This window comes from Ruegeria marisrubri (assembly GCF_001507595.1).
GTDB lineage: Bacteria > Pseudomonadota > Alphaproteobacteria > Rhodobacterales > Rhodobacteraceae > Ruegeria > Ruegeria marisrubri.
Genome location: NZ_LQBQ01000036.1, coordinates 135284 through 158348 on the forward strand (window position 1 = coordinate 135284; position 23065 = coordinate 158348).

General features: G+C 66.8%; 18 protein-coding genes. 13 read left to right on the forward strand and 5 right to left on the reverse strand.

Annotation, left to right across the window (positions count from 1 at the left end; translation table 11 throughout):
• Window positions 1-6: 6 nt before the first annotated feature.
• Window positions 7-888, forward strand: a complete 882-nt coding sequence (locus AVO45_RS16215; protein ID WP_068349112.1) for a LysR family transcriptional regulator — start codon at window positions 7-9, stop codon at window positions 886-888.
• Window positions 889-946: 58 nt separating this feature from the next.
• Here AVO45_RS16215 and AVO45_RS16220 read toward each other — a convergent pair whose 3' ends face one another.
• A complete protein-coding gene (locus AVO45_RS16220; protein WP_068349114.1) occupies window positions 947-3091 on the reverse strand; it encodes a 3-hydroxyacyl-CoA dehydrogenase NAD-binding domain-containing protein in 2145 nt (714 codons plus the stop codon).
• Window positions 3092-3103: 12 nt separating this feature from the next.
• Window positions 3104-4312, reverse strand: a complete 1209-nt coding sequence (locus AVO45_RS16225; RefSeq protein WP_068349117.1) for an acetyl-CoA C-acetyltransferase — start codon at window positions 4310-4312, stop codon at window positions 3104-3106.
• A gap of 99 nt (window positions 4313-4411) precedes the next feature.
• On the opposite strand from AVO45_RS16225, the gene AVO45_RS16230 reads away from it, so the two are divergent.
• Window positions 4412-5407, forward strand: a complete 996-nt coding sequence (locus AVO45_RS16230; RefSeq protein WP_068349120.1) for an AraC family transcriptional regulator — start codon at window positions 4412-4414, stop codon at window positions 5405-5407.
• A gap of 7 nt (window positions 5408-5414) precedes the next feature.
• Here AVO45_RS16230 and AVO45_RS16235 read toward each other — a convergent pair whose 3' ends face one another.
• Window positions 5415-6572, reverse strand: coding sequence for an acyl-CoA dehydrogenase family protein (locus AVO45_RS16235; protein ID WP_068349123.1), 1158 nt, complete (start codon window positions 6570-6572; stop codon window positions 5415-5417).
• The gene (locus AVO45_RS16240; protein WP_082688841.1) at window positions 6569-7201 is read right to left on the reverse strand and encodes a TetR/AcrR family transcriptional regulator; all 633 of its coding nucleotides are present in this window, start codon (window positions 7199-7201) and stop codon (window positions 6569-6571) included. The genes AVO45_RS16235 and AVO45_RS16240 overlap by 4 nt, the downstream gene beginning before the upstream one ends.
• Window positions 7202-7321: 120 nt before the next feature.
• Between AVO45_RS16240 and AVO45_RS16245 the strand changes: the two genes are divergently transcribed.
• The 8 genes from AVO45_RS16245 to AVO45_RS16280 all read left to right on the forward strand — a co-directional run bounded on the left by AVO45_RS16245 (window position 7322) and on the right by AVO45_RS16280 (window position 17628).
• Window positions 7322-9085 (forward strand): acyclic terpene utilization AtuA family protein, encoded by a 1764-nt coding sequence (locus AVO45_RS16245; RefSeq protein WP_068349129.1) that lies wholly within the window; start codon window positions 7322-7324, stop codon window positions 9083-9085.
• Between the two features lie 13 nt (window positions 9086-9098).
• Window positions 9099-10718, forward strand: coding sequence for an acyl-CoA carboxylase subunit beta (locus AVO45_RS16250; protein WP_068349131.1), 1620 nt, complete (start codon window positions 9099-9101; stop codon window positions 10716-10718).
• On the forward strand, window positions 10718-11515 hold the full coding sequence (locus AVO45_RS16255) for an enoyl-CoA hydratase/isomerase family protein (RefSeq protein WP_068349134.1): 798 nt from the start codon (window positions 10718-10720) through the stop codon (window positions 11513-11515). The genes AVO45_RS16250 and AVO45_RS16255 overlap by 1 nt, the downstream gene beginning before the upstream one ends.
• On the forward strand, window positions 11500-13491 hold the full coding sequence (locus AVO45_RS16260) for an acetyl/propionyl/methylcrotonyl-CoA carboxylase subunit alpha (RefSeq protein ID WP_276202410.1): 1992 nt from the start codon (window positions 11500-11502) through the stop codon (window positions 13489-13491). The genes AVO45_RS16255 and AVO45_RS16260 overlap by 16 nt, the downstream gene beginning before the upstream one ends.
• A gap of 1 nt (window position 13492) precedes the next feature.
• Window positions 13493-14620 (forward strand): NAD(P)H-dependent flavin oxidoreductase, encoded by a 1128-nt coding sequence (locus tag AVO45_RS16265; protein WP_068349138.1) that lies wholly within the window; start codon window positions 13493-13495, stop codon window positions 14618-14620.
• Between the two features lie 2 nt (window positions 14621-14622).
• Complete coding sequence (locus AVO45_RS16270) at window positions 14623-15414, forward strand: TIGR03084 family metal-binding protein (protein WP_068349141.1); 792 nt, start codon at window positions 14623-14625, stop codon at window positions 15412-15414.
• Window positions 15415-15520: 106 nt separating this feature from the next.
• Window positions 15521-16678: an acyl-CoA dehydrogenase family protein gene (locus AVO45_RS16275; protein ID WP_068349292.1), complete on the forward strand. Its 1158-nt coding sequence runs from the start codon at window positions 15521-15523 to the stop codon at window positions 16676-16678.
• A 185-nt stretch (window positions 16679-16863) separates the two neighbouring features.
• Complete coding sequence (locus AVO45_RS16280) at window positions 16864-17628, forward strand: nuclear transport factor 2 family protein (protein ID WP_068349144.1); 765 nt, start codon at window positions 16864-16866, stop codon at window positions 17626-17628.
• A gap of 12 nt (window positions 17629-17640) precedes the next feature.
• Here AVO45_RS16280 and AVO45_RS16285 read toward each other — a convergent pair whose 3' ends face one another.
• Window positions 17641-18537, reverse strand: a complete 897-nt coding sequence (locus AVO45_RS16285) for a LysR family transcriptional regulator (protein WP_068349147.1) — start codon at window positions 18535-18537, stop codon at window positions 17641-17643.
• A 99-nt stretch (window positions 18538-18636) separates the two neighbouring features.
• Here AVO45_RS16285 and AVO45_RS16290 point away from each other — a divergent pair, with 99 nt between their 5' ends.
• The 3 genes from AVO45_RS16290 to AVO45_RS16300 are packed head-to-tail and all read left to right on the forward strand — an operon-like array spanning window position 18637 to window position 23042.
• Window positions 18637-19803 (forward strand): pyridoxal phosphate-dependent aminotransferase, encoded by a 1167-nt coding sequence (locus AVO45_RS16290; RefSeq protein WP_068349150.1) that lies wholly within the window; start codon window positions 18637-18639, stop codon window positions 19801-19803.
• 18 nt (window positions 19804-19821) lie between these two features.
• On the forward strand, window positions 19822-22011 hold the full coding sequence (locus AVO45_RS16295) for a dehydrogenase E1 component subunit alpha/beta (protein WP_068349153.1): 2190 nt from the start codon (window positions 19822-19824) through the stop codon (window positions 22009-22011).
• Window positions 22008-23042: an acyl carrier protein gene (locus tag AVO45_RS16300; protein WP_068349155.1), complete on the forward strand. Its 1035-nt coding sequence runs from the start codon at window positions 22008-22010 to the stop codon at window positions 23040-23042. Before AVO45_RS16295 ends, AVO45_RS16300 begins: the two co-directional genes overlap by 4 nt.
• The last annotated feature ends 23 nt before the right edge of the window (window positions 23043-23065 follow it).

Below are 23065 nucleotides of genomic sequence, written 5' to 3' on the forward strand. Positions count from 1 at the left end.
TAACAAATGGACTGGCTCAAACTTCCGCCTCTCAACGGGTTGCGCGCCTTTTCCGTGGTGGCAGAAACCGGAAGCTACACATTGGCCGCGCAGAAGCTGAACGTCACCCATGCCGCTGTCAGCCAGCAGGTCAGACGGCTGGAAGAGCACTTGGGTGTTGCACTGGCGGTCCGGTCAGGGCGCGGGATCGAACTGACCGCAGAGGGCGCCTCGCTGGCGCGGGATCTGGACATCGGTTTCGCCACCATCGGGCGTGGCGTCGAGCGGTTGACGGAAATCGTCGAAAACCGACCTGTTCAGGTGACAATGTCCCCCGCCTTTGCCGTGGAATGGTTGTTGCCCCGAATGGCCGAGTTTCAGCATGAATACCCGGACATCACCTTGATGCTGAACCCGACTGCCGAGGTGGTCGAGTTGAAGCCCGGCGGTATAGATGTCGCCATTCGCTACCGGGACAAGCGCCGTCCCGTTGCCGGGGTCCAGCCTCTTCTGCTGTCGGACATGGTGGTGATCGGTGCGCCGGAACTCGTCGCGGGTCGCGATCTGTCGAACCCGGCGTCTCTGATGGATTTGCCCTGGTTGCAGGAGTTGGGCACCAACGAAGCCTCGGAGTGGTTCACCTTTCACGGAGTGATTCCGGATCGGAGGCTGACGGTGCATCACATGCCGGGCAATCTGATCATGGATGCGGTGCGCCGCGGTGACGGTATCACCTATACCAGCCGGGCCTTCTTTCGAGAGGAGATCGAGCAGGGAAGGATGATCGAGCTGTTCTCGGAAAAGCTCTTCGGGATTTACTTTGTCGAAACGCGCGCTGGCGCGCAGCGTCCGGCGGTCAAGGCGTTCCTGAAATGGCTGCGCGCCCAGGCGGAAACCGTAACTGTCTGACAGTTTTCTCGACCCTTGAAACATGGAGGGGCGCGGGTGAGGCCCCGCGCCCCGTGCTTCAGGCAAAGGCCCGGTTCTCGGCCACATGCCGTTTGAGGATTTCCGGCGGCGCGAAGCGTGGCCCGTATTTTGCCGCCAGTTCCTCGCAGCGTTTCATGAACCGCTCGGGGCCATAGGTGTTGACGAACTGGATGTAGCCGCCGGTATGAACCGGCGCGCCGATGCCCAGGATAGAGCCGACATTGCCGTCCGCCACCGACCGCAGCACGCCTTCCTCAAGACAGCGCAGGCTTTCCAGAACCGCCCGGAACAGGATGCGGTCCTGAATGTCCTCGTCGCTGATGCGGGCGTCTTCCTTGCGCCACGCGGCGAGGCCGGGCCAGATCGTCTTGCCCTCTTCGGAGTAGTCGTAGAACCCCTTGCCGGTGGCGCGGCCGTGGCGGCCGTGCTGGCTGATCATCTCTGCCAGCATGGCGCGCGCGCCGGGGTTCTGTTCCTGCTCGGGATCGAGCAGCCCCATCTCGACCTGGGTGTTGTAGATGTCCACCACCAGCTTGATCTGCACCTCGTCGAGCAGCGACAGCATCCCCGTTGGCATGCCCGTGAGGCGCGACAGGTTGTCGACGCGCACCGGGTCGTGCCCCTCGGCCACCAGTTCCACCGCCTCGATGATCTTGGTGCCGATCGTGCGCGAGGTGTAGAAACCGGTGCTGTCGCCCACGATGATCGGGGTTTTCCTGATCTGGCGGGCGAAGTCGAAGGCGCGGGCCAGGGTCTCGTCCGAGGTCTTTTCGCCCGCGATGATCTCGAGCAGCGGCATCTTGTCCACCGGCGAGAAGAAGTGCAGGCCGACGAAGTTCTCGGGCCTGGCCGAACCTGTCGCCAGCCGCGTGATCGGCAGGGTCGAGGTGTTCGAGCCCCAGATGCCGTTCTCGGCCAGCAGCGACTCGTGTTCGGCCAGAACCGCGTCTTTCACGTCGATCTTTTCGAACACGGCCTCGATGATCAGGTCGCAGCCCTTGAGGTCGTCGGTCTTGTCGGTGGGCGTGATCAGGCCCAGAACCGCGTCGCGCTTTTCAGCCGACATGCGGCCCTGTTTGACGCGCTTGTCCAGCAGCTTGGCCGTGTAGGCCTTGCCGCGTTCGGCGGCCTCGACGGTCATGTCCTTCAGCACCACCGGAATCCCGGCCATCGCGGCCGAATAGGCGATGCCCTGACCCATCATGCCGGCGCCCAGAATGCCCAGACGTTCGACCTTTGACGGAGGGATGCCCTTGGGCCGGCTGGCCCCGCCATTGACCTTGTTCATGCCAAAGAACAGGGTTTCGATCATGTTCTTGGTGGTGGCCAGCGGCGTCAGCGACACGAACTTGCGGCTTTCGTAACGCTGCGCCGTGTCGAAATCGACCTTGCCTGCCGCCTCGGTCATGATGTCGAGGATCTTGACCGGCGCCGGCATCAGGCCGCGGGTTTTCTTGAACAGCATCGCCGCCGCGCCCGCGATGCGGGTCATGTTCTTGGGCGAGGTCGAGGGTCCGCCGGGGATCCTGTAGCCCTTGGTGTCCCAGGGCTGGGTCACGGCGGCCTCGTCACCCTGCACCGACAGGATCCATTCCTTGGCGCGGGCCAGCATCCGGTCGGCGGGGACGACCTCGTGGATCAGCCCGGCCTTCAGCGCCTTGTCGGGCGAGACCTGACGGCCTTCGAGCAGGAAGGGCATCGCCGCCTCCATGCCCAGCAGCCAGGTCAGGCGCACCACGCCGCCGCCGCCGGGCAGCAGGCCAAGGGTCACTTCCGGCAGGCCGATCTTGGTCTTGGGATTGTCGGCCGCGATCCGGTAGTTGCAGGCCAGGCAGATCTCGTAGCCGCCGCCCAGGGCCGCGCCGTTGATGGCCGCGACCACCGGAACCGGCAGTTTCTCCTGCCGGCGCATAACGGCCTTGGTGGCCTCGACCGAGTTGAACAGGTCTTCGACCTGATCCGGCTCGATGCTTTTGAGCATGTTCAGGTCGCCGCCGGCAAAGAACGTGTCCTTGGCCGAGGTCCAGATCACGCCCTTGAGGTCTTTCTCGGCTTCGATCCGGTCCATCGTGTCGGAGAACAGCGGCCAGAACTGCGCGTTCATGGCGTTCACCGGGCCGTCCATGTCCATCGTGATCGTGACGATGCCGTCGGCGTCTTTTTCGTAAGCAAATTCACCCATGTCCGGCCTCCCTTACAGACGTTCGATCAGGGTCGAGATACCCATGCCCCCGCCCACGCAGAGCGACATCATGGCGCGTTTGGCGTTGCGGCGTTCCAGCTCGTCCAGAACGGTGGAAACCAGCATCCCGCCCGTGGCCCCCAACGGGTGACCCATGGCGATGGCGCCGCCGTTGACGTTGGTGATCTCGTGGTCGATGCCCAGATCCTTCATGTAGCGCAGCGCCACCGAGGCGAAGGCCTCGTTGATCTCCCAGATGTCGATGTCGGAAACCTTCAGGCCGGCCTTGTCCAGGCACTTCTTGGCGGCCGGTCCGGGGCCTGCCAGCATGATCACCGGGTCGGTCGAGATGACCGTGGCCGAAACGATCCGCGCACGCGGTTCGAGGCCCAGATCCTTGCCGGACTTCTCCGAGCCGATCATCACGGCGGATGCGCCGTCCACGATGCCCGACGAGTTGCCCGGGGTGTGAACATGGTTGATCCGGGACACCTGCGGGTATTTCGCCAGCGCCATGTCGTCAAATCCGAACGCGCCCATCTGCTCGAACGAGGGGTTCAGCGCGCCCAGCTTCTGCATGTCGGTGTCGGGCTTGATGAAGTCGTCGCGCTCCATGATCGTCAGGCTGTTCTCGTCCTTCACCGGCACCACCGAGCGGTCGAACCAGCCGTTGTCGCGGGCGCGGGCCGCGCGTTTCTGGCTTTCCATGGCAAAGGCGTCCACGTCCTCGCGGCTGTAGCCGTCGATGGTGGCGATCAGGTCGGCGCCGATGCCCTGCGGGGCCGAGTTCTGGTCGATCACGAAATCAGGGTCGGTGAACATCGCGCCGCCCTGGCTCAGCATCGGAATGCGGCTCATGGATTCGACGCCGCCTGCGATCACCAGGTCCTCCTGATCCGAGCCGACCTTGGCGGCGGCCATGTTCACGGCCTCGAGCCCCGAGGCGCAGAAACGGTCAAGCTGCACGCCCGGCACCGCCTCGTCCCAATGGGCGGCCTGCACGGCGGCCTTGGCGACGCAGGCCCCCTGATCGCCGACCGGGGCGGTGCAGCCAAGGATCACGTCGCCGACCTGGCTGGTGTCCAGATCGTGACGCGATTGCAGTTCCCGCAGCAGGCCAGCAGCCAGTTGGACCGGCTTGACCTCGTGCAGGGTTCCGTCCTTCTTGCCCTTGGAGCGCGGGGTGCGAACCGCGTCGTAGATATAGGCTGGAGTCGCCATTTCTCATCCTCCTGAATCCGTTCGCGGCAAGGGTATGGGGTGTGCGGGCGAGTCCACAATGATCTGGCCGAGCGCAAAAATTGACATTATGTGACAATCATGGCCGTCAGAATTCCTGAACCCATCGCCGCCAACATCCTCGAAGGAGCCGCCGGCCGCGGCTTCGATCCCGCGGCGTTGCTGGCACGCGCGGGCTTGCCACGCACCGATGCCGACCTCGGCGCGCCGGATTTCGTGCGGCTGGTGCGGGCGGTGACCCTGACTCTCGATGACGAACTGGCCGGGCTGCACGACCGGCCGCAACGCGTGGGGACGCATGCGATCATGGCATCCTATCTCAGCCGGGCGGAAACGCTGGGTGACGCCTTTGCCCGCGCCGTGCGGTTCATGGACCTGGCGGACAACTCCTTCAGGTTCAGTCTTGGCGAAGGCGGCGCGAACCTGCGTCTGGACATGGCGCGCATTCCGGGCAGAACCGTTCTGAACGAAACCGCGATCGAGATGGTGCTGGTGCTGGTCAGCCGGATGCTGTTCTGGATGGCCGGAACGCCAGGGGCCATCAACGGGGCGTGGTTCGACTATCCCGCGCCGGCGCATTCTGCGTCCTATCCGGCGATGTTTCAGCGCGCGCCCATGCATTTCAACCAGCGCACGAGCGGATTGGCGATCCCCCGGACGTTGCTCAAGCTGCCGGTCATCCGGTCCGAGGCCGAGGCCGTCGCCTATGCCCGCCGCACCCCGCTCGATGCCTTTCTGCCCCAGGACGGCACGACCGGGCTGGCGTTGGAGGTTTATGTTGCTGTCGAAAGCACCCTTGCCGCCGAGGGGCGTCTGGCCGACATGGCGGAAACCGGGGCGGCGCTGGGGATGCCGGTGCACACGCTGCGCCGCCGCCTGAAGCGGGACGGGGTGGAATATTCGGACATCCGCAGACAGGTCCGCCGGGACATGGCGGTCCGGTTGCTGACGACCACGGATCTTTCCATCGAACAGATCGCCGAAAAGACTGGCTTCAGCGAGGCCAGCGCCTTCATCCGCGCCTTCCGCAGCTGGACGGGGCTGACCCCGCGGGCCTACCGGGTCTCGGAGTTCTGAAGGCGCGCTATTGCCCTGCCAGCCCCATCTGGCGCACGGCGAGGTCGCGCATGATTTCCTCGGACCCGCCGCCGATGGCCATGACCTTGACCTCGCGCCAGACGCGCTCGACCGGGTTGCCGGTCAGATAGCCCGCACCGCCGAATATCTGCATCGCTTCCGAGGCCACGAATTCCAGCGCCTTGGTCGCCTGCACCTTGGCCTTGGCGATTTCCGCCGCCGGCATCAGGCCCTGGTTGATGGCCCAGCAGATCCGTTCCAGATAGGCCTCGATCATGTCGATCCGCGCCGAGATCTCGGCGAACTTGTGCGCGATCACCTGATGCTCGATCAGCCGCTTGCCAAAGGTCCTGCGCTCGCGCGCCCAGTCGAGGGCCGAGTCGTAGCAGACCCGCATCATGCCCAGGCTGCCCGCGATCATGGCAAGGCGTTCATGGTTGAAGTTGTTCATGATCGCGATGAAGCCCTTGTTCTCCGGGCCGATCAGGGCCGTGCCGGGCACCCGGCAATCGTCGAAATGCAACATGGCCTGTTCCGAACAGTGCCAGCCCATCTTGCCGCCCAGCGGCGTGCGGGTGAAACCGGGCGTATCCGCCTCGATCAGGAACAGCGAGATACCGGCAATCCCCGGCCCGCCGGTGCGGGCGCCCACGACGAACCACTGCGAGTCCATCCCGCCGGTGATATAGGCCTTGGCCCCGTTCAGAACCCAGTCGTCCCCGTCACGCTCGGCCCTTGTGGTCAGGTTGGCCACGTCCGACCCGCCGCCCGGTTCGGTGATGGCCAGCGACGAATTCATCCTTCCTGCGATGATCTCGGGCAGGACGGTGCGCTTGAACTCTTCGGGCGCGAAACGCGCGATCGGGCCCAGCGAGATCATCCGCCCCCCGACCGCCGCCGCCACGCCCGAGGCGCCGCAGCCAAAGGCAAGCTCGGCGTAGTCGGCGCGCATGAAGGCATCGTCGAAACCAAGCCCGCCATATTCCTCGGGGATGCCGAAACCGAATACGCCCAGATCGCCCAGCTTTTCGTGCAACTCCCAAGGGACGGCACGGTTGGCTTCCCATTCCTCGACATGCGGTTTGACCTCGCTGTCGAAGAACCGCCTGAGGTTGTTGCGGTAAGCCTCGCGTTCGGGCGTCATGAAGGGGGAAGGGCAGGTCATGTCGTCTCCTTGTCCGGGGCCACGATCAGTTGGGTTTCCATCATGCGCGCAAAACGGTCCACCATCCGCGCAATGTACTCGGGGTCCGAGACGAACTTGTCATGCAGCACCAGTCCGCGCAGAAAGTTCCGGGTCATGCTCCACAGCAGTTCGGCATCGTCCGGCTCCGGCCCCGTTCCCGCATAGCTTGTCGCGATGGCCGCGCGGCTCTGCCTGTCCCAGTCGTGCAGCTGGTCCTTCAGCAGATCATAGAGATCGGGATCGGTGCGGCAGGCCACCAGAATCTCGACCATGGCCCGGCCTCCGGGCGAGTTCACCACCTTGCCCCAGGCCTTCATGATCAGCTCGTGGACCGGCGCGGGCTCGCCTGCGGGCGCGCCAAGGCGCCGCTCGACCGGCCCCAGCGCGTTGGACAGCAACTCCATCGCCGTTGCGGCCACAAGCGCCTGTTTCGTGGGGAAATGATGCGTGATCGCCCCGCGCGACACACCCGCGCGCGCCTGTATCTTGGCGAAACTCGTCTCGGCATAGCCCAGCTTGTCGAGGCAGGTGATCGCGGCGCGGATCACCTTGGCCTTCATCGCCCGAGAGCGTCCGTCCTGCGTCGTGGATCTGTCCGTAGCTGCCATTTGTTCCGTCGCGTCGTTTGGGCCTGAACCCGGTTGACCGGGGCAGGGGTTGCGGGCAACTTAAAAACAGAACGAGCGGTCTGTAAAGTGCCGCTCCGGGAGGAAACGAAAGGACGTTGCGTGACACAGGTCCTGCGCATCGGAGGAGCCAGCGGATTCTGGGGAGAGGCGCCGCACGCCACCGCGCAGCTTTTGGGCGCGGGCGTGGACGTTCTGGTCTACGACTACCTGGCCGAGATCACCATGTCGATCATGGCCCGCGCCCGGATGAAGGATGCGTCCCTCGGCTATGCTACCGATTTCGTCACCGATGCGATGGCGCCGAACCTCCAGAAGATCGCGGCGGGCGGCATCAAGGTTCTGTCCAATGCGGGCGGGGTGAACCCCTCGGCCTGCGCCGAGGCGCTGCGTGCCCGGATCGCCGATGCGGGGCTGTCGCTGAAGGTTGCGGTGGTCGAGGGCGACGACCTGCTGCCCCGTGCTGACGAATTCGCGGGAGCGGTCGAGATGTTCTCGGGCGCACCCATGCCGCCGCGCGACAGGATCGCCTCGATGAACGCCTATCTCGGGGCCGCGCCGGTCGTGGCGGCGCTGGCGGCCGGGGCCGATATCGTCATCACCGGCCGCTGCGCCGACAGCGCGCTGACGCTTGCGGCCTGCATGCACCGCTTTGGCTGGACGGCGGGCGACCATGACCTGCTGGCGGCCGGGTCTCTGGCGGGACATCTGCTGGAATGCGGCCCACAATCCACGGGCGGCAATTTCACCGATTGGCAGCAGGCGGGCGATCTGGCCCGGATCGGCTATCCCATTGCCGAAATCTCGGCGGACGGTGGCATGGTTCTGACCAAGCCCGAGGGCAGCACGGGCATCGTCTCGCCCGCCTCGGTGGGCGAACAGATGGTGTATGAGATCGGCGATCCGCAGGCCTATCTGCTGCCCGACGTGATCTGTGACTTCTCCGAGGTGGAGCTGTCCCAGGACGGTCCCGATCGGGTTCGGGTCAGCGGCGCGAAGGGCCGTGCGCCCACGGGGCGGCTCAAGGTGTCCGCCACATGGGCCGACGGCTATCGCGCCGGGATGGTGTTCCAGATGAACGGCCGCAACGCGCGGGACAAGGCGCGCGCCTTTGCGCAGATGGGGCTGGACCGGGCGCGGGCAAGGCTGGCCCAATTGGGCGCGCCGGACTATCGCGAGGTCAGTTTCGAGGCGTTCGGGGGCAGGCCGGGACCGGGCGAGTACGAGGAAATCGCCTATAAGGCGGCCGTGCGCCATGACGATGCGCGCGCGGTCGGGCTGTTCCTCAAGGAATTGATCGGCGGCGCGCTGGCCACGCCTCCGGGCCTGCATTTCTTCACCGGCGGAGGCCGGCCGAAGCCGTCGCCCGTGGTGGCTCTGTTCTCGTTCCTCGTCGATGCGGATGCGGTGACCTGTCGCGTGACCCTCGATGGCCAGCCCGTCGCCTTCGGGCCTGTGCGCCTGCCGATCCGGGACATCGAGCCCTCGGTGCCGAAATCCCCGCCAGCGGCGGAACCGGCGGCGGAAACCGTCGCCCGCCCGCTGGAAGAGCTCGCCTGGGCCCGGTCCGGCGACAAGGGCGACAGCGCCAATATCGGGGTGATCGCGCGGCACCCGGCCTACATGCCGTATATCTGGGAGGCACTGACGCCTGAGGCGGTCGCACGGGTCTTTGCCGATGAACTGCGGGGCGAGGTCGCGCGGTTCTACTTGCCCGGCATCGACGGGATGAACATTCTGATGACGCAGGTGCTGGGCGGCGGCGGCGTCGCCTCGCTGCGCAATGATCCGCAGGGCAAGGCCTTTGCCCAGAAACTCCTGTCCCTGCCGGTGCACGTGCCGGCCGGGCTGATCGTGAATTCCTGACAGGGAGGCGTCGATGGGCTTTGTCAGCCAGGTCGTCCGAGACAGTGAAACCTTTGCCAAGAACCGGGCCGACATGCTGGCGCTGGTGCAGCAGCTGCGCGACCTCGAGGCGCGCCCCGTGGCGCTGTCGGAAAAGCGGCGCGAGCGGATGGAGGCGCGCGGCCAGCTGACCCCGCGCGACCGTCTGGCGCGCCTGCTGGACCCGGGGATGCCGTTCCTGCAACTGCACAGCCTCGCGGGCTACATGGTCGACAGTTCCGACCCCGAGAAATCGGTGCCCGGCGCCTCGGTCATCATCGGCATCGGCTTCATCTCGGGGGTGCGCTGCATGGTCGTGGTCGATGACAGCGGCATCAAGGCGGGTGCCATGGTCGAAATGACGGCCGCAGCCTTCCTCTCGGCGCAGGAGACGGCGCTGCGGCACAACCTGCCCTTCGTGCATCTGGTGGAAAGCGCCGGGGCCAACCTGATGGAATACAAGGTCGAGCTTTGGGCCAAGGGCGGCAGCCTGTTCCGCAACCTTGCCCGCCTGTCGGCGGCAGGGCTGCCGAACCTTGCGGTGCTGCATGGCCCTTCGACGGCGGGCGGCGCCTATATGCCGGGGCTGGCCGACTACGTGATCGGGGTGAAAAAGAACGGCATGGCCGCGCTGGCCGGGGCCGCGCTGGTCCATGCGGCGACGGGCGAAAAGGCCAATGACCGCGATCTCGGCGGCTCCGAGATGCACGCCTCGACCTCGGGGCTGGTGGAATACCTGGCCGAGGACGATGCCCACGGCGTCGAGATCGTCCGCGACGTGATCGCGCGGCTCGACTGGAACAAGTCGCTGCCGCCGCGCCCGGCCCGCGCCTTTGCCGAGCCGCGCCATGACATCGAGGACATCGCAGGCGTGGTGCCCACCGACTATCGCATCCCCTATGACGTGCGCGAGGTGGTGGCCCGCATCGTCGATGGCTCGGATTTCGAGGATTTCAAGCCGCTCTACGGCGCGTCCACGGTCTGCCTTCAGGCGGCGATCAACGGCATCCCGGTGGGGATCATCGGCAACAATGGCCCCATCGACCCGGCCGGCGCCACCAAGGCCGCGCAGTTCATCCAGCTCTGCGGTCAGGCGGATATCCCGTTGATCTTTCTCAACAACACCACCGGCTACATGGTCGGCACGCAATACGAGCAGGCCGGCATGATCAAGCACGGGGCCAAGATGATCCAGGCCGTCACCTCGGTCGATGTGCCGCGCATCACGCTCTATATCGGGGCGAGTTTCGGGGCCGGGAACTATGGCATGTCGGGCTTTGCCTACGAGCCCGATTTCCTCTTTGCCTGGCCCAATGCCACGACCGGCGTGATGGGCGGCGAGCAGGCGGCGGGAACCATGGCGATGGTGGCCCGTGCCGGGGCAAAGCGAAAGGGCGAGGAGATCGACGAAGAGCGGCTGGCCAGGCAAAGCGCGATGATCGCGGCGCATTTCGACCGGCAGGCGGGGGCCTTCTACACCTCGGGCCGCTGTCTGGATCACGGCGTCATCGACCCGCGCGACACCCGCCGCGTTCTGGGCTTCTGCCTTGAAACCTGCCTCGAAGGGCGCGCCCGCAAGGTCAAGCCCAGCAGCTACGGCGTGGCGAGGTTCTGATGGAACTGCCGGTTTCCGAGCAACTGGAGCTTGAGCGTGACGGCGCATGGTTGACCGTCTGGTTCAACACCCCCGAGAAACGCAACCCGCTGACCGGCGAGCGTGTCGCGGCGCTGATCCGCCTGTGCGAGGCCTTGCAGAACAGCGACATTCGCGGTGTCACCTTTCGCGGCCGGGGCGGCATGTTCTGCGCGGGCGGTGACCTCAAAGCCTTCCGGTCGATCCTTCAGGGCGGTGCCCGGCACGAGGACGTGGTGCAACTCAGCCTGCAGGCGGCCGACCTGTTCGACGCGGTGTCCGGCCTGCCGCAATTCACCGTGATGGCGGTCGAGGGCGCGGCGATGGCGGGTGGTTTCGGTCTGGCCTGTTGCGGCGATTACGTGCTGGCCGACGAGGCCGCGCGGTTCGCGCTGACCGAGGCGCGGATCGGGCTGACGCCCGCGCAGATCGCGCCCTTCGTCGTGCAGCGGCTGGGCCAGCGCACCGCGCGCCGCCTGATGCTGACGGGCGAGACGCTTGCCGGCGATGCGGCCCGGGAGGCGGGTCTTGTCGACCGGCTGGTTCCGCCCGGAGAGATGGAGGCGGCGATTGCCGATCTTCGCGCCCGGATGGCGGCCGTGGCCCCGCAGGCGCTGGCGGCGATCAAGCGCCAGGTCGCGGCGCTGCCCACGCAGACCCGCGCCGAACAACGGCAGGCCGCGGCCGACAGTTTTGCCGCGGCCATGCTCTCGGACGAGGCGCGCGAGGGCATTTCGGCCTTTCTGGAAAAACGCAAACCCCAATGGGCGGAGAACTGACGATGGCGTTCGACACGATTTTGGTGGCCAACCGGGGCGAGATCGCGGCCCGCGTGATCCGGTCGGCCCGCGATCTGGGGCTGCGGACGGTGGCGGTCTACACCACGGCTGACGAACGCGCGCCACACGTGGCGTTGGCGCATCAGGCCGTCTGGATCGGCGAAGGGCCGGTCGGCGACAGCTATCTGGACGCGGACAGGATATTGGCGGCTGCCCGCGAAACCGGCGCGGGGGCGATCCATCCCGGCTATGGCTTCCTGTCCGAGAACGCGGATTTCGCCAGCGCGGTCGCGGCGGCGGGGCTGACCTTTGTCGGGCCAGACCCTCAGGCGATCCGGGCGATGGGCAACAAGGCGGGGGCCAAGCGCCTGATGATCGCTGCCGGCGTGCCCTGCGTGCCGGGCTACGAGGGCGAGGACCAGTCGGACGAGGCGCTGATCAGGGCCGCGCAGGACATCGGCTATCCGCTGATGGTCAAGGCCGCTGCGGGCGGCGGCGGGCGCGGCATGAGGCTGGTGCAGGAACCGGCCGACCTGCCCAAGGCGCTCGCCTCGGCCCGCTCCGAGGCCGCCAATGCCTTCGGGTCGGACGAGTTGATCCTTGAAAAGGCGATCATCGAGCCGCGCCACGTCGAAATCCAGGTCTTTGCCGATGCGCATGGCAACGTCATCCATCTGGGCGAACGCGACTGTTCCGTCCAGCGCCGCCATCAGAAGGTGGTGGAAGAGGCGCCATGCCCGGTGATGACGCCGGAGCTGCGCGCGCGCATGGGCGCGGCGGCGGTCGAGGCGGCGCGGGCGGTGAACTATCGCGGTGCCGGGACGGTGGAATTCCTGCTGGATGCCTCGGGCGCGTTCTACTTCCTAGAAATGAACACGCGGCTGCAGGTCGAACACCCCGTGACCGAGATGGTCACAGGGCTGGATCTGGTGGCCATGCAGATCGCCGTCGCACAGGGCGCGCCGCTGCCTCTCGCGCAGGAGGAGGTGCGCTTTGACGGCCACGCCATCGAGGTGCGGCTCTACGCCGAGGACCCGGCCAATGGCTATCTGCCGGTGACCGGCCCGGTCGACCTCTGGCGCCCGGCCCAAGGCCCCGGAATCCGCGTCGATGCCGGTATCGTGCAGGGGCAGGAGATCTCGCCCTTCTACGACCCGATGCTGGCCAAGATCATCGCCCACGGCCCGACGCGGCAGGCGGCCCGCGCGCGGCTGATCAAGGCGGTCGAGGACAGCGTTCTGCTGGGCACGGTGACCAACGCGGCATTTCTGGCCGCGGTGCTGCGCCACGAGAAATTCGCGGCAGGCGTGGCGACGACGGGGTTTCTCGATCAGGTCTATCCCGACGGGTTCCCGGTCGGTGAGACGCACCCGCAGGACGCGGCGCTGGCCGTTGCGGCCTTGATGCAGCATGACCGCGATGCGGCGCTGGCGCGGGCCGGTTATGTCTCGGCAGACCAGCTGGGCTGGTCCAGCGCCCCGCTGTTGCCGCGCGGTCTGACCCTGCTGGCGGGGGACGCGAGGATCGACGCCACCGCAAGCGCCACGCGCGACGGGTGGCGCGTCGGGGTCGGTGCCGAGCAATACGAGATCGAACTCGCGACCGAGGGGAATGATCTGCGCGCCCGCATCAATGGCCGCAAGGTCGAGGCGGTGGCGCATATCGACGGCGACACGGTGCAACTGGCCGTCGGGGCCGCGCGGCACAAGTTCCGCCGCCTGCGGGCCGGGGCGCAGGACGAGGCCCATGCCGGAGGTGGTCGTGTCACCGCGCCGATGCCCGGGCTGGTGCTGGCCATCGAGGTCGCCCAGGGGCAGGCCGTGACCAAGGGCGACACGCTGGCGGTGCTTGAGGCGATGAAGATGCAGCACCAGATCACCGCATCCGTGGCGGGCGTCGTGACCGAGGTGCGCGTCGCCACGGGACAGCAACTGGCCTCGGGCGAGGTGATGATCGAGATCGAGGAGGAGGCCTGAGATGAATTCCGAACTGTGCCGCAAGCTGGGTATCGAATTCCCGCTGTTTGCCTTCAGCCACTGCCGCGACGTGGTGGCCGCCGTCAGCCGCGCCGGGGGCATGGGGGTGTTCGGGGCGGTGCTCTACACACCCGAACAGCTGAGGACCGAACTGGAGTGGATCGACGCAAATTGCGACGGCAAGCCGTACGGGGTGGACCTGATCGTGCCGACCTCGCTGCAACGGCAGGACGCCGAGCCGTCCGATGAGCAACTGCTGGGCGCCTTGCCCGGCGAACACCTGGATTTCGTCGAGGACGTTCTGGCCCGCAGCGGCGTGCCGGCCGACGATCTGGCCGAGCGGCGCAAGGCGATGCTGCATATCTCGCACAACCTCAACAACGCCGGCGCGGACGAGATGCTGGACGTCGCCTTTTCCTTTCCGATCAAGCTGATCGCCAACGCGCTGGGCACGCCGCCGCAGATCATGCTGGACCGCGCCCGCGAGGCCGGGGTGCCGGTGGCGGCGCTGGTCGGGTCGAAGAAACATGCCGAACGGCAGGTGGCGGCGGGGGTGGACATACTGGTCGCCGCCGGGGGCGAGGCCGGTGGCCATTGCGGCGAGGTCTCGACGATGGTGCTGGTGCCCGAGGTGGTGTCGGTGGCAGGCGATACGCCGGTTCTGGCCGCGGGCGGCATCGTCACCGGCCGCCAGATGGCCGCCGCGATGGCCATGGGCGCGGCGGGGGCTTGGTGCGGCTCGGTCTGGCTGACCACGGCCGAGGGCGAGCCGGGGCAGAAGATCAAGGAAAAGATGCTGGCGGCCTCGTCGTCCGACACGGTCCGGTCGCGTTCGCGCACCGGCAAGACCTCGCGCCAGTTGCGCTCGACCTGGACGGATGCGTGGGAGGCAGGCGGGCCCGAGCCCCTGCAGATGCCGTTCCAGTCGCTGATCTCGGAGCCGGCACTGGGCAAGATCGAGAAGCTGGCCGAAGGTGGCCACGAAGGTGCCGCCGATCTGGCGACCTATTGGGTCGGGCAGGGCGTCGGGTTGATGAACCAGATGTCCTCGGCGGCGGCGGTGGTTCAGGAGTTCAAGCAGGATTACATCGACGCCGCCGAGCGTCTGATGGCGACCTTGGAGGGGTAGGGATGGAGCAGGCGAAGGATTTTCTGGACGAAAGCGAGGCGCTCCATGCGGTGCTGGCGGATGTCTCGGGCGAGCAGTGGAACACGGTGACGCAGTTCAAGGGCTGGACGCTGAACGACGTGCTGGTTCACCTGCATTTCTGGAACCGGATGGCCGACCTGTCGCTGAATGACGAGGCGGCGTTTCAGGCGCGCGTGGCCGAAACCTTTGCGGGCATCCAGTCCAAGGGCTTTCGCGCCACCGAGAACGCGATGATCCCCGAGCGCGGAGACGAGCTGCGCGAGGCTTGGCGGGCGCTCTATACTGACATGGGCCGGCGATGGGCCGGGCTCGATCCCAAGCGACGGGTGAAATGGGCCGGGCCGGACATGTCGGTGCGCTCGTCCATCACCGCGCGCCAGATGGAAACATGGGCCCACGGGCAGGAGGTGTTCGACATTCTCGGCGTCGAGCGGCAGGAGACTGACCGCATCAGGAACATCGTGGTTCTGGGGGTGAACACCTTTGGCTGGTCCTACAAGGTGCATGGCCGCGAGGTGCCCGAGGTGATGCCCCGGCTGGAACTGACCGCGCCGTCGGGCGCCGTCTGGGACTTCGGCGAGCCGGGGGAAAACCGCATCACCGGCCCGGCGGTCGACTTCGCGCGGGTCGTGGCCCAGACCCGCAACATCGCCGACACGACTCTGACGGTCGAAGGGCCTGTCGCCGCCGAATGGATGTCGATCGCCCAATGCTTTGCCGGCGGCCCCGAGGCCCCTCCGGCCAAGGGGGTGCGCCACAAGGTCGGCGGCTGAGTGCAAAGGACGTTGCGTTGCAGTCCGGCGACGCGGCGTCACTCGGATTGGCTTGAATCGGCGGCGACTGTAGCCTGCGGGCAATCTCAGATTTGGAGAAATGGAAATGTCTCTTTTTACCAGCACCGCCTCCTGGGTCACCGACGAGCACCGCATGTTTGCCGAGATGGCAGGCCGCTTCCTGGATGACGAACTGGTCCCGAATATCGAGACCTGGGTCGACAATGGCGTGGTCGATCGCGACTTCTGGCGCAAGGCGGGGGAAACGGGCCTGATGGCAGGCTCGATCGCCGAGGAATACGGCGGCGTCGGCGGCGGCATGGGCTTCGACTCGGTCACCATCTACGAGCAGACCTCGCGCGGGGATGCGGGCTGGGGCTATGGCATCCAGTCGATCGTGACCCACTACATCGCCGCCTACGGCAGCGAAGAGCAGAAGCAGAAATGGCTGCCCAAGCTGGCCTCGGGCGAGATGGTCGGCGCGATTGCCATGACCGAGCCGGGCACCGGGTCGGACCTGCAGGCGGTGCGCACCACCGCCGAAAAGGACGGAAACTCCTACCGTATCAACGGATCCAAGATCTTCATCACCAACGGCCAGACCGCCGACCTGGTCATCGTCGTGGCCAAGACCGACAAGACCCAAGGCGCGCGCGGCGTCTCGCTGATCGCGGTCGAGACCGAGGGCGCCGAGGGCTTCCGCCGGGGCCGCAACCTCAAGAAGCTGGGGATGAAGGCCAACGACACGGCCGAGCTGTTCTTCGAGGACGTGAAGGTGCCGATGACCAACCTCATCGGACCGGAAGAGGGGCAGGGCTTCTACCAGCTGATGAAACAGCTGCCATGGGAGCGTCTGACCATCGGCATCATGGCGCTGGGCGCGATCGACTTTGCCATCGCCGAGACGGTGAAATACGTGCAGGAGCGCAAGGCGTTCGGCCAGCGGGTGATGGATTTCCAGAACACCCGCTTCAAGCTGGCCGAGTGCAAGACCAAGGCCGAGGTGCTGCGCAGCTTCGTCAATGACTGCATCGCCAAGCTCGAGGCCGGTCAGCTGGATGCGGCCACCGCCTCGATGGTGAAATACTATGGCTCCGAGGTGCAGAACGAGATCATGCATGAATGCCTGCAGCTGTTCGGCGGCTATGGCTTCATGATGGAATACCCGATCGCGCGGCTCTATGCCGATGCGCGGGTGCAGATGATCTATGGCGGCACCAACGAGGTGATGAAGGAACTCATCGCCCGCTCGCTGGACGTGTGATTGGGCGGGCGGGTCTCCCGCCCGTCGTCAACGGCCCTTGCGGGCCGCCTCCTCCCGTTGGGCCCGGCCGCGCCCGAGCAAGGCTCGGCCGCGGCGGAGGGGCTGTCCGTCCGCCCCATTGCCGGATGTCCGGTGGTCTGTCAGACTGATCAGTGTGGCGTGACCGCCACCCGGCAGGAGGCCCCATGACCGCATCGAACAAGGACCGGATCCGCGCGTTGCTGAAAAGCATAGAAACCGGCGATCCGGGGCCGGTCGCGGTGGTCAACGAGGCGAAATACATCCAGCACAACCCTCAGACCCACGAGGGCAGCGAGGGGCTGGCCGTGTTGTTCCAGCGCCTGTCCCGGACCTCTCCGCGGGTCAACGTCGTGCGGGCCTTCGAGGACGGGGATTTCGTGTTCGCCCATACCGAATACGATTTCTCGCGCCGCAATATCGGGTTCGAGCTGTTCCGCTTTGAGGATGGTCGCGCGGTGGAGCATTGGGACAACATCCAGCCGCGGCAAGGGCCGAACCCGTCGGGCCATTCCATGGTGGACGGCCCGACCGAGGCCAGTGACCTTGACCGGACCGAAGCCAACCGGGCCTTTGTGCGCGCCTTTGTCGAAAGCGTATTGGTGGGCGGCGATCTGGACCGGCTGGATGCGTGTCTGGACCGCCGCGACTACACCGAACACAATCCACGGCTGAGGGATGACGTGTCACAGTTGCGCGCGGCGCTGTCCGAGCATCGGGGTGGCCGACGGCGGATCGACTATCACCGGCTGCATCGCGTGCTGGCGCAGGGCGATTTCGTTCTGACCCAGTGCGAGGGCGAATTCGACGGCGTTCCCAGTGCCTATTACGATCTGTTCCGCGTCGCGGGCGGCAAGATCGTCGAACATTGGGACACGACCGAAAAGATCGCACCGAAGAGTGAATGGAAGAACGACAATGGCAAGTTCTGAGCCCTGATGGGCTCATTCGGGTTGCGTCGTCAACTGCCCTTGTAGCCAGGCGCGGAACGAGACAAGCGGCGCGGGTTCTGCGCGATCCTGTGGCCACACAAGGTAGTAGTCGCCCAGGCTGACCGGCGGGGCGGGGCAGGCCGGAACCAAACGGCCGGCTTCCAGCTCGGTCGAGATCAGGTAGCTGGGCAGCAAGGCGACACCCAGCCCGTGAATGGTGGCCTGGATCATGGTCGAGAACTGGTCGAACAGCATCCCGCGCAGGCCCGGGGCTGCGATGGACTGTGCCGCGAACCACCGCTCCCAGGCGTCGGGCCGGGTATCGAGATGCAGCAGCGGCGCGCTCAGCAGCCAATCAGGGCTGTCCGTTGCCTGTTGCCCAAGCCCGGGCGCGCAGACCGGCAGCACCTCTTCGCGCATGATCCGCAGATAGTTCACCCCGGCCCAGTTGCATTCTCCGAAATGGATGGCAGCGTCGAAGGGTTCGGCGGCGAAGTCGAAGGGCCTCAGCCGCGTGTTCAGGTTCACAGTCACTTCCGGATGGCGCCGCGCGAAATCCTGCAGGCGCGGCGCCAGCCAGTGCATGCCGAAGGCGGGCAGGATCGACAGGTTCAGCGATCCGCCGGTGGGGTTTGCCTTCAGCTTCAGCGAGGCCTGCGCCAGTTGCTGCAGCGCCGCGCGGGCGGTTTCCACGTATTCCTTGGCGGCGGGGGTCAGGCGCAGGCGCATCTGCGTCCGCTGGATCAGCGAGACGCCCAACTGCTCCTCCATCACCTTCAGCTGGCGACTGATGGCGCTTTGGGTCAGAGACAGTTCCTCGGCCGCCGCCGAGGCGCTGCCCAGGCGGTCCACGGCTTCGAGCGCGAGCAGCGACGAGATCGAGGGCAGAAAGCGGCGGGGTGCGATCATATGACTTTTCCTCATGCCTCGTGGAGGGAATATCACTGGCGTTTTCCCTGTTCCAGAGCGAAAAGGGCGAGAAAGCGGCCAGAGCGCGGTGGGAATGTCATGACTATTCAGAACGGTTTGGGCGGATTTCGCAGGGCAGGGCGACTCGACGGGATCGAATTGTCCGAGATCGTCCAGATCTCGGAACGGGCCGCGCAGTTGCGGGCGCAGGGCGTGGACGTGATCGCGCTCAGCACCGGCGAGCCCGATTTCCCGACGCCGCCGCATGTGGTCGAGGCCGCGCACAAGGCGGCGCTGGACGGTCAGACGCGATACCCCGCCACCGCCGGAACCCCTGCCCTGCGTTCCGCTATCGCGGAACAGGCCGGGGTCGAGTCTGCGCAGGTGATCGTCTCGACCGGGGCCAAGCAGGTGCTGGTCGGCGCATTCCTGGCCACTCTGGACCCGGGCGATCAGGTCATCACCACCGCGCCTTTCTGGACCAGCTATGCCGACATGGTGAAACTGGCCGGCGGCGTCCCCATCGTGCTGAACTGCCCGCGCAAACAGGGTTTCAAGCTGACGCCCGAACAACTCGAGGCCGCGATCACCCCGCGCACCCGCTGGCTGCTGCTGAACACGCCGTCGAATCCGACCGGGGCGGTTTACACCGAGGCCGAACTGCGGGCGCTGGGCGCGGTGCTGGAGCGGCACCGCCAGGTCTGGGTGATTTCGGACGAGATCTATCAGCACCTTGCCTATGCGCCCTTCACCCCCTTCACGCAAGCGGTGCCGACGCTGGCAGACCGCACCCTGACGGTGAATGGCGTGTCCAAGGCCTATTCGATGACCGGCTGGCGCATCGGCTGGGGGATCGGCCCCGCGCCGCTGATCAAGGCGATGGCGGCGGTTCAGGGGCAGATCACCTCGGGCGCCTGTTCCATCGCGCAGGCGGCGGCGCTGGCCGCGCTGACCGGGCCGCAGGACCTGCTGGCCGAGCGTCGCGCGGCCATGCGCGCGCGCCGCGATCTGGTCGTGGCGGGACTGAACGCGGCCGGATTGGCCTGCCCGGTGCCCGACGGCGCGTTCTACGTCTTTCCACAGACGCCTCAGGCGATGCCCTCGGACCCCGCGTTCTGCCGCCACCTGCTGGATCATGCCGGCGTTGCGGTGGTGCCGGGGCGGGCCTTTGGCATGCCGGGGCATTTTCGGCTTTCCTTCGCCTATGACACCGATAGCCTGACCCAAGGCCTGCGCCGGATCGCCGACGCCACGGCCAAACTCTGACCTGACCGGGGAACCCAGATGGATCGCGCCCAGATCGTTCACGAAAACTTCCTGACCCGTGTCGCCAATCGCGACCTGCCCGCAGGCGCGCCGCCGCGCCCGGGCCTCAGCGCACCCGAGGCGGTGTCGCTGTTCCGCTCGCAGGTGCTCAGCCGCGCGCTGGACCGCACCAGCCGGGCGATGCAGAAGGCGGGGCAGGGGTTCTACACCATCGGCTCGTCAGGGCACGAGGGCATGGCCGCCGTGGCCCACGCCCTGCGCCCGACCGACATCGCCTTTCTGCACTATCGCGACGCCGCCTTTCAGATCGCCCGGGCCGAGCAGGTGCCCGGCCAGCAGATCGCCTGGGACATGTTGCTGAGCTTTGCCTGTTCCAAAGAGGACCCGACCTCGGGCGGGCGGCACAAGGTGCTGGGCTCCAAGGCGCTGATGATCCCGCCGCAGACCTCGACCATCGCCAGCCACCTGCCCAAGGCGGTGGGGGCGGCCTACAGCCTGGGCGCGGCGCGGCGACACGACCCCGAGCACCGGCAATTGCCCGAGGATGGCATCGCCATGTGCTCCTTCGGTGATGCGTCCGCGAACCACTCCACCGCGCAGGGCGCGATCAACACCGCCGGCTGGACCAGCGTGCAGTCAATCCCGCTGCCGCTGCTCTTTGTCTGCGAGGACAACGGCATCGGCATTTCGGTCAAGACGCCCAAGGGCTGGATTCAGGCCTCGATGGAGCATCGCTCGGGCATCACGTATTTCCAGGCCAACGGGCTGGACATCTATGAGACCTTCGCGGTGGCGCAGCAGGCGGCCGACTATGTCCGCACCCGGCGCAAACCGGCTTTCCTGCACCTGAAAACCGTGCGCCTCTACGGCCATGCGGGGGCGGATGTGCCCACCACCTATCTCAGCCGTGCCGAGGTCGAGGCGGACGAGGCCAACGATCCGCTGCTGCATTCGGTGCGCCTGCTGGATCAGGCCGGGGCGCTGTCGCCCAATCAGGCGCTGAAGATCTACACTGACACCTGCGCCCGCACCGACCGCATCGCGGCCGAGGCCGCCACCCGCCCGCATCTGGCCAGCGCCGCCGAGGTCGCGGCCAGCCTGATCCCGCCCAAGCGCCCCTGCAAGCCCACCAACGGCCCCAGCGCCGAGGCCCGCGCCGCCGCCTTCGGCAGCGACCTGCGGGCGATGGACGACCCGCAGCCGATGGCGCGCCTGATCAACTGGGCGCTGACCGACCTGATGCTGGAACATGGCGAGATCGTCTGCATGGGCGAGGATGTGGGCCGCAAGGGCGGCGTCTATGGCGTGACGCAGAAGCTGCAACAGCGCTTCGGCCCCGACCGGGTGATCGACACGCTGCTGGACGAACAGTCCATCCTTGGCCTTGCCATCGGCATGGCCCATAACGGCTTCGTCCCGATCCCCGAGATCCAGTTCCTCGCCTATCTGCACAATGCCGAGGACCAGATCCGGGGCGAGGCCGCCACGCTCCCCTTCTTCTCGAACGGGCAGTTCACCAACCCGATGGTCGTGCGGATCGCCGGGCTGGGATATCAGAAGGGCTTTGGCGGGCATTTCCACAATGACAACTCGCTGGCCGTGCTGCGCGACATTCCGGGCATCATCATTGCCTGCCCCTCGACCGGGGCGGACGCGGCGCGGATGCTGCGTGAATGCGTGCGCCTTGCGCGTGAAGAGCAGCGCGTGGTGGTGTTCTTGGAACCCATCGCGCTCTACCCGATGCGCGACCTGCACGAGGGGCAGGACGGCGCCTGGATGACCCGCTATCCCGCGCCCGGTGAACGGATCGCGCTGGGCGAGGTCGGCGTGCATGGCGACGGCACCGATCTGGCGATCGTGACCTACGGCAACGGGCACTACCTGTCGAAACAGGCGCTGCCCGAGTTGCAGGCGGCGGGCCTCAAGACCCGCATCATCGACATGCGCTGGCTGGCGCCGCTGCCGGAACAGGCGCTGCTGGAGGCCACCAAGGGCTGCAAGCACGTCCTGATCGTCGATGAATGCCGCCGCACCGGCAGCCAGTCCGAGGCGCTGATGACGCTCTTTGCCGAACGAACCGACCTGCCCACCGCCCGCGTGGTGGCCGAGGATTGCTTCATCGCCACCGGCCCCGCCTATGCCGCGCCGCTGCCCTCGCGCGAGGGGATCGTGGCCGCCGCCCTGACCCTGACCGGAGCTGCAAAATGACCCGCACCGCCGTCGTGATCTGCCCCGGCCGGGGCACCTACAACAAGCCCGAGTTGGGCTATCTGCACCGCCACCATTCGAACCGGATGAAGTTGTTCCGCGAATTCGACGCGATCCGCGCCGAAACGGGGCAAGAGGCGGTGACCGCGCTGGATGGCGCGTCGCGCTTCTCGGTCAGCAAGTATTCGCGCGGCGACGTGGCCTCGCCCCTGATCTATGCCGCCGCGCTGGCCGATGCGCAGGCGCTGGCCGAGGATATCGAGGTGGTGGCCGTCACCGGCAACTCGATGGGCTGGTATATCGCGCTGGCCGCCGCGGGGGCGCTCAGCCCGGAAAACGGGTTCCGGGTGGTCAACACGATGGGCACGCTGATGCAGACCCACCTGATCGGCGGGCAGCTGGTCTATCCCTTCACCGGCGACGACTGGCGCGACGACCCGGCCCGCAAGGCCGAGCTTTTGGCCGAGGTGGCGCGCATCGACTCTCTGCCCGAACATGACCTCGCCCTGTCGATCGACCTGGGCGGGATGCTGGTGCTGGCCGGCAACGAGGCCGGGCTGAGGGCCTTCGAGGCCAGGCAGCCCTTGGTGCAGGAGCGGTTCCCGATGCGGCTGGCCAACCACGCGGCCTTTCACACGCGCCTGCAGGCCCCGGTGGCGCAGGAAGGCCGCCGCCAGCTGCCCGCCACACTGTTCACCCAGCCCGATCTGCCGATGATCGACGGGCGCGGCAAGATCTGGTGGCCCGGCGCCACCGACACGGGTGCGCTGTGGGATTACACGCTGGGCCATCAGGTGACCGAGCCTTACGATTTCACCCGCGCGGTGCAGACGGCGGCCCGCGAATTCGCGCCCGATCTGTTCATCGTGACCGGCCCGGGCGCCACGCTGGGCGGTGCGGTGGCGCAGTCGCTGGTGCTGGCCAACTGGCGCGGCATGTCCGACAAAAACAGCTTTCAGGCCCTGCAGGCACAGGACCCGTTCCTGATCGCGCTGGGGCGCGAGGATCAAAGACCCCTTGCCATCGGCTGAGCCCTCGGGAAATCTGCGCGCGC

Bases quoted from the DNA above. Each gene is read 5' to 3' on its own strand.
- AVO45_RS16280 (WP_068349144.1), top strand. From the start codon at position 16,864: ATGACCGCATCGAACAAGGACCGGATCCGCGCGTTGCTGAAAAGCATA.
- AVO45_RS16300 (WP_068349155.1), top strand. From the start codon at position 22,008: ATGACCCGCACCGCCGTCGTGATCTGCCCCGGCCGGGGCACCTACAAC.
- AVO45_RS16250 (WP_068349131.1), top strand. From the start codon at position 9,099: ATGGGCTTTGTCAGCCAGGTCGTCCGAGACAGTGAAACCTTTGCCAAG.
- AVO45_RS16260 (WP_276202410.1), top strand. From the start codon at position 11,500: ATGGGCGGAGAACTGACGATGGCGTTCGACACGATTTTGGTGGCCAAC.
- AVO45_RS16295 (WP_068349153.1), top strand. From the start codon at position 19,822: ATGGATCGCGCCCAGATCGTTCACGAAAACTTCCTGACCCGTGTCGCC.
- AVO45_RS16290 (WP_068349150.1), top strand. From the start codon at position 18,637: ATGACTATTCAGAACGGTTTGGGCGGATTTCGCAGGGCAGGGCGACTC.
- AVO45_RS16215 (WP_068349112.1), top strand. From the start codon at position 7: ATGGACTGGCTCAAACTTCCGCCTCTCAACGGGTTGCGCGCCTTTTCC.
- AVO45_RS16265 (WP_068349138.1), top strand. From the start codon at position 13,493: ATGAATTCCGAACTGTGCCGCAAGCTGGGTATCGAATTCCCGCTGTTT.
- AVO45_RS16270 (WP_068349141.1), top strand. From the start codon at position 14,623: ATGGAGCAGGCGAAGGATTTTCTGGACGAAAGCGAGGCGCTCCATGCG.
- AVO45_RS16220 (WP_068349114.1), bottom strand. From the start codon at position 3,091: ATGGGTGAATTTGCTTACGAAAAAGACGCCGACGGCATCGTCACGATC.
- AVO45_RS16255 (WP_068349134.1), top strand. From the start codon at position 10,718: ATGGAACTGCCGGTTTCCGAGCAACTGGAGCTTGAGCGTGACGGCGCA.
- AVO45_RS16225 (WP_068349117.1), bottom strand. From the start codon at position 4,312: ATGGCGACTCCAGCCTATATCTACGACGCGGTTCGCACCCCGCGCTCC.
- AVO45_RS16235 (WP_068349123.1), bottom strand. From the start codon at position 6,572: ATGACCTGCCCTTCCCCCTTCATGACGCCCGAACGCGAGGCTTACCGC.
- AVO45_RS16230 (WP_068349120.1), top strand. From the start codon at position 4,412: ATGGCCGTCAGAATTCCTGAACCCATCGCCGCCAACATCCTCGAAGGA.
- AVO45_RS16240 (WP_082688841.1), bottom strand. From the start codon at position 7,201: ATGGCAGCTACGGACAGATCCACGACGCAGGACGGACGCTCTCGGGCG.
- AVO45_RS16285 (WP_068349147.1), bottom strand. From the start codon at position 18,537: ATGATCGCACCCCGCCGCTTTCTGCCCTCGATCTCGTCGCTGCTCGCG.
- AVO45_RS16275 (WP_068349292.1), top strand. From the start codon at position 15,521: ATGTCTCTTTTTACCAGCACCGCCTCCTGGGTCACCGACGAGCACCGC.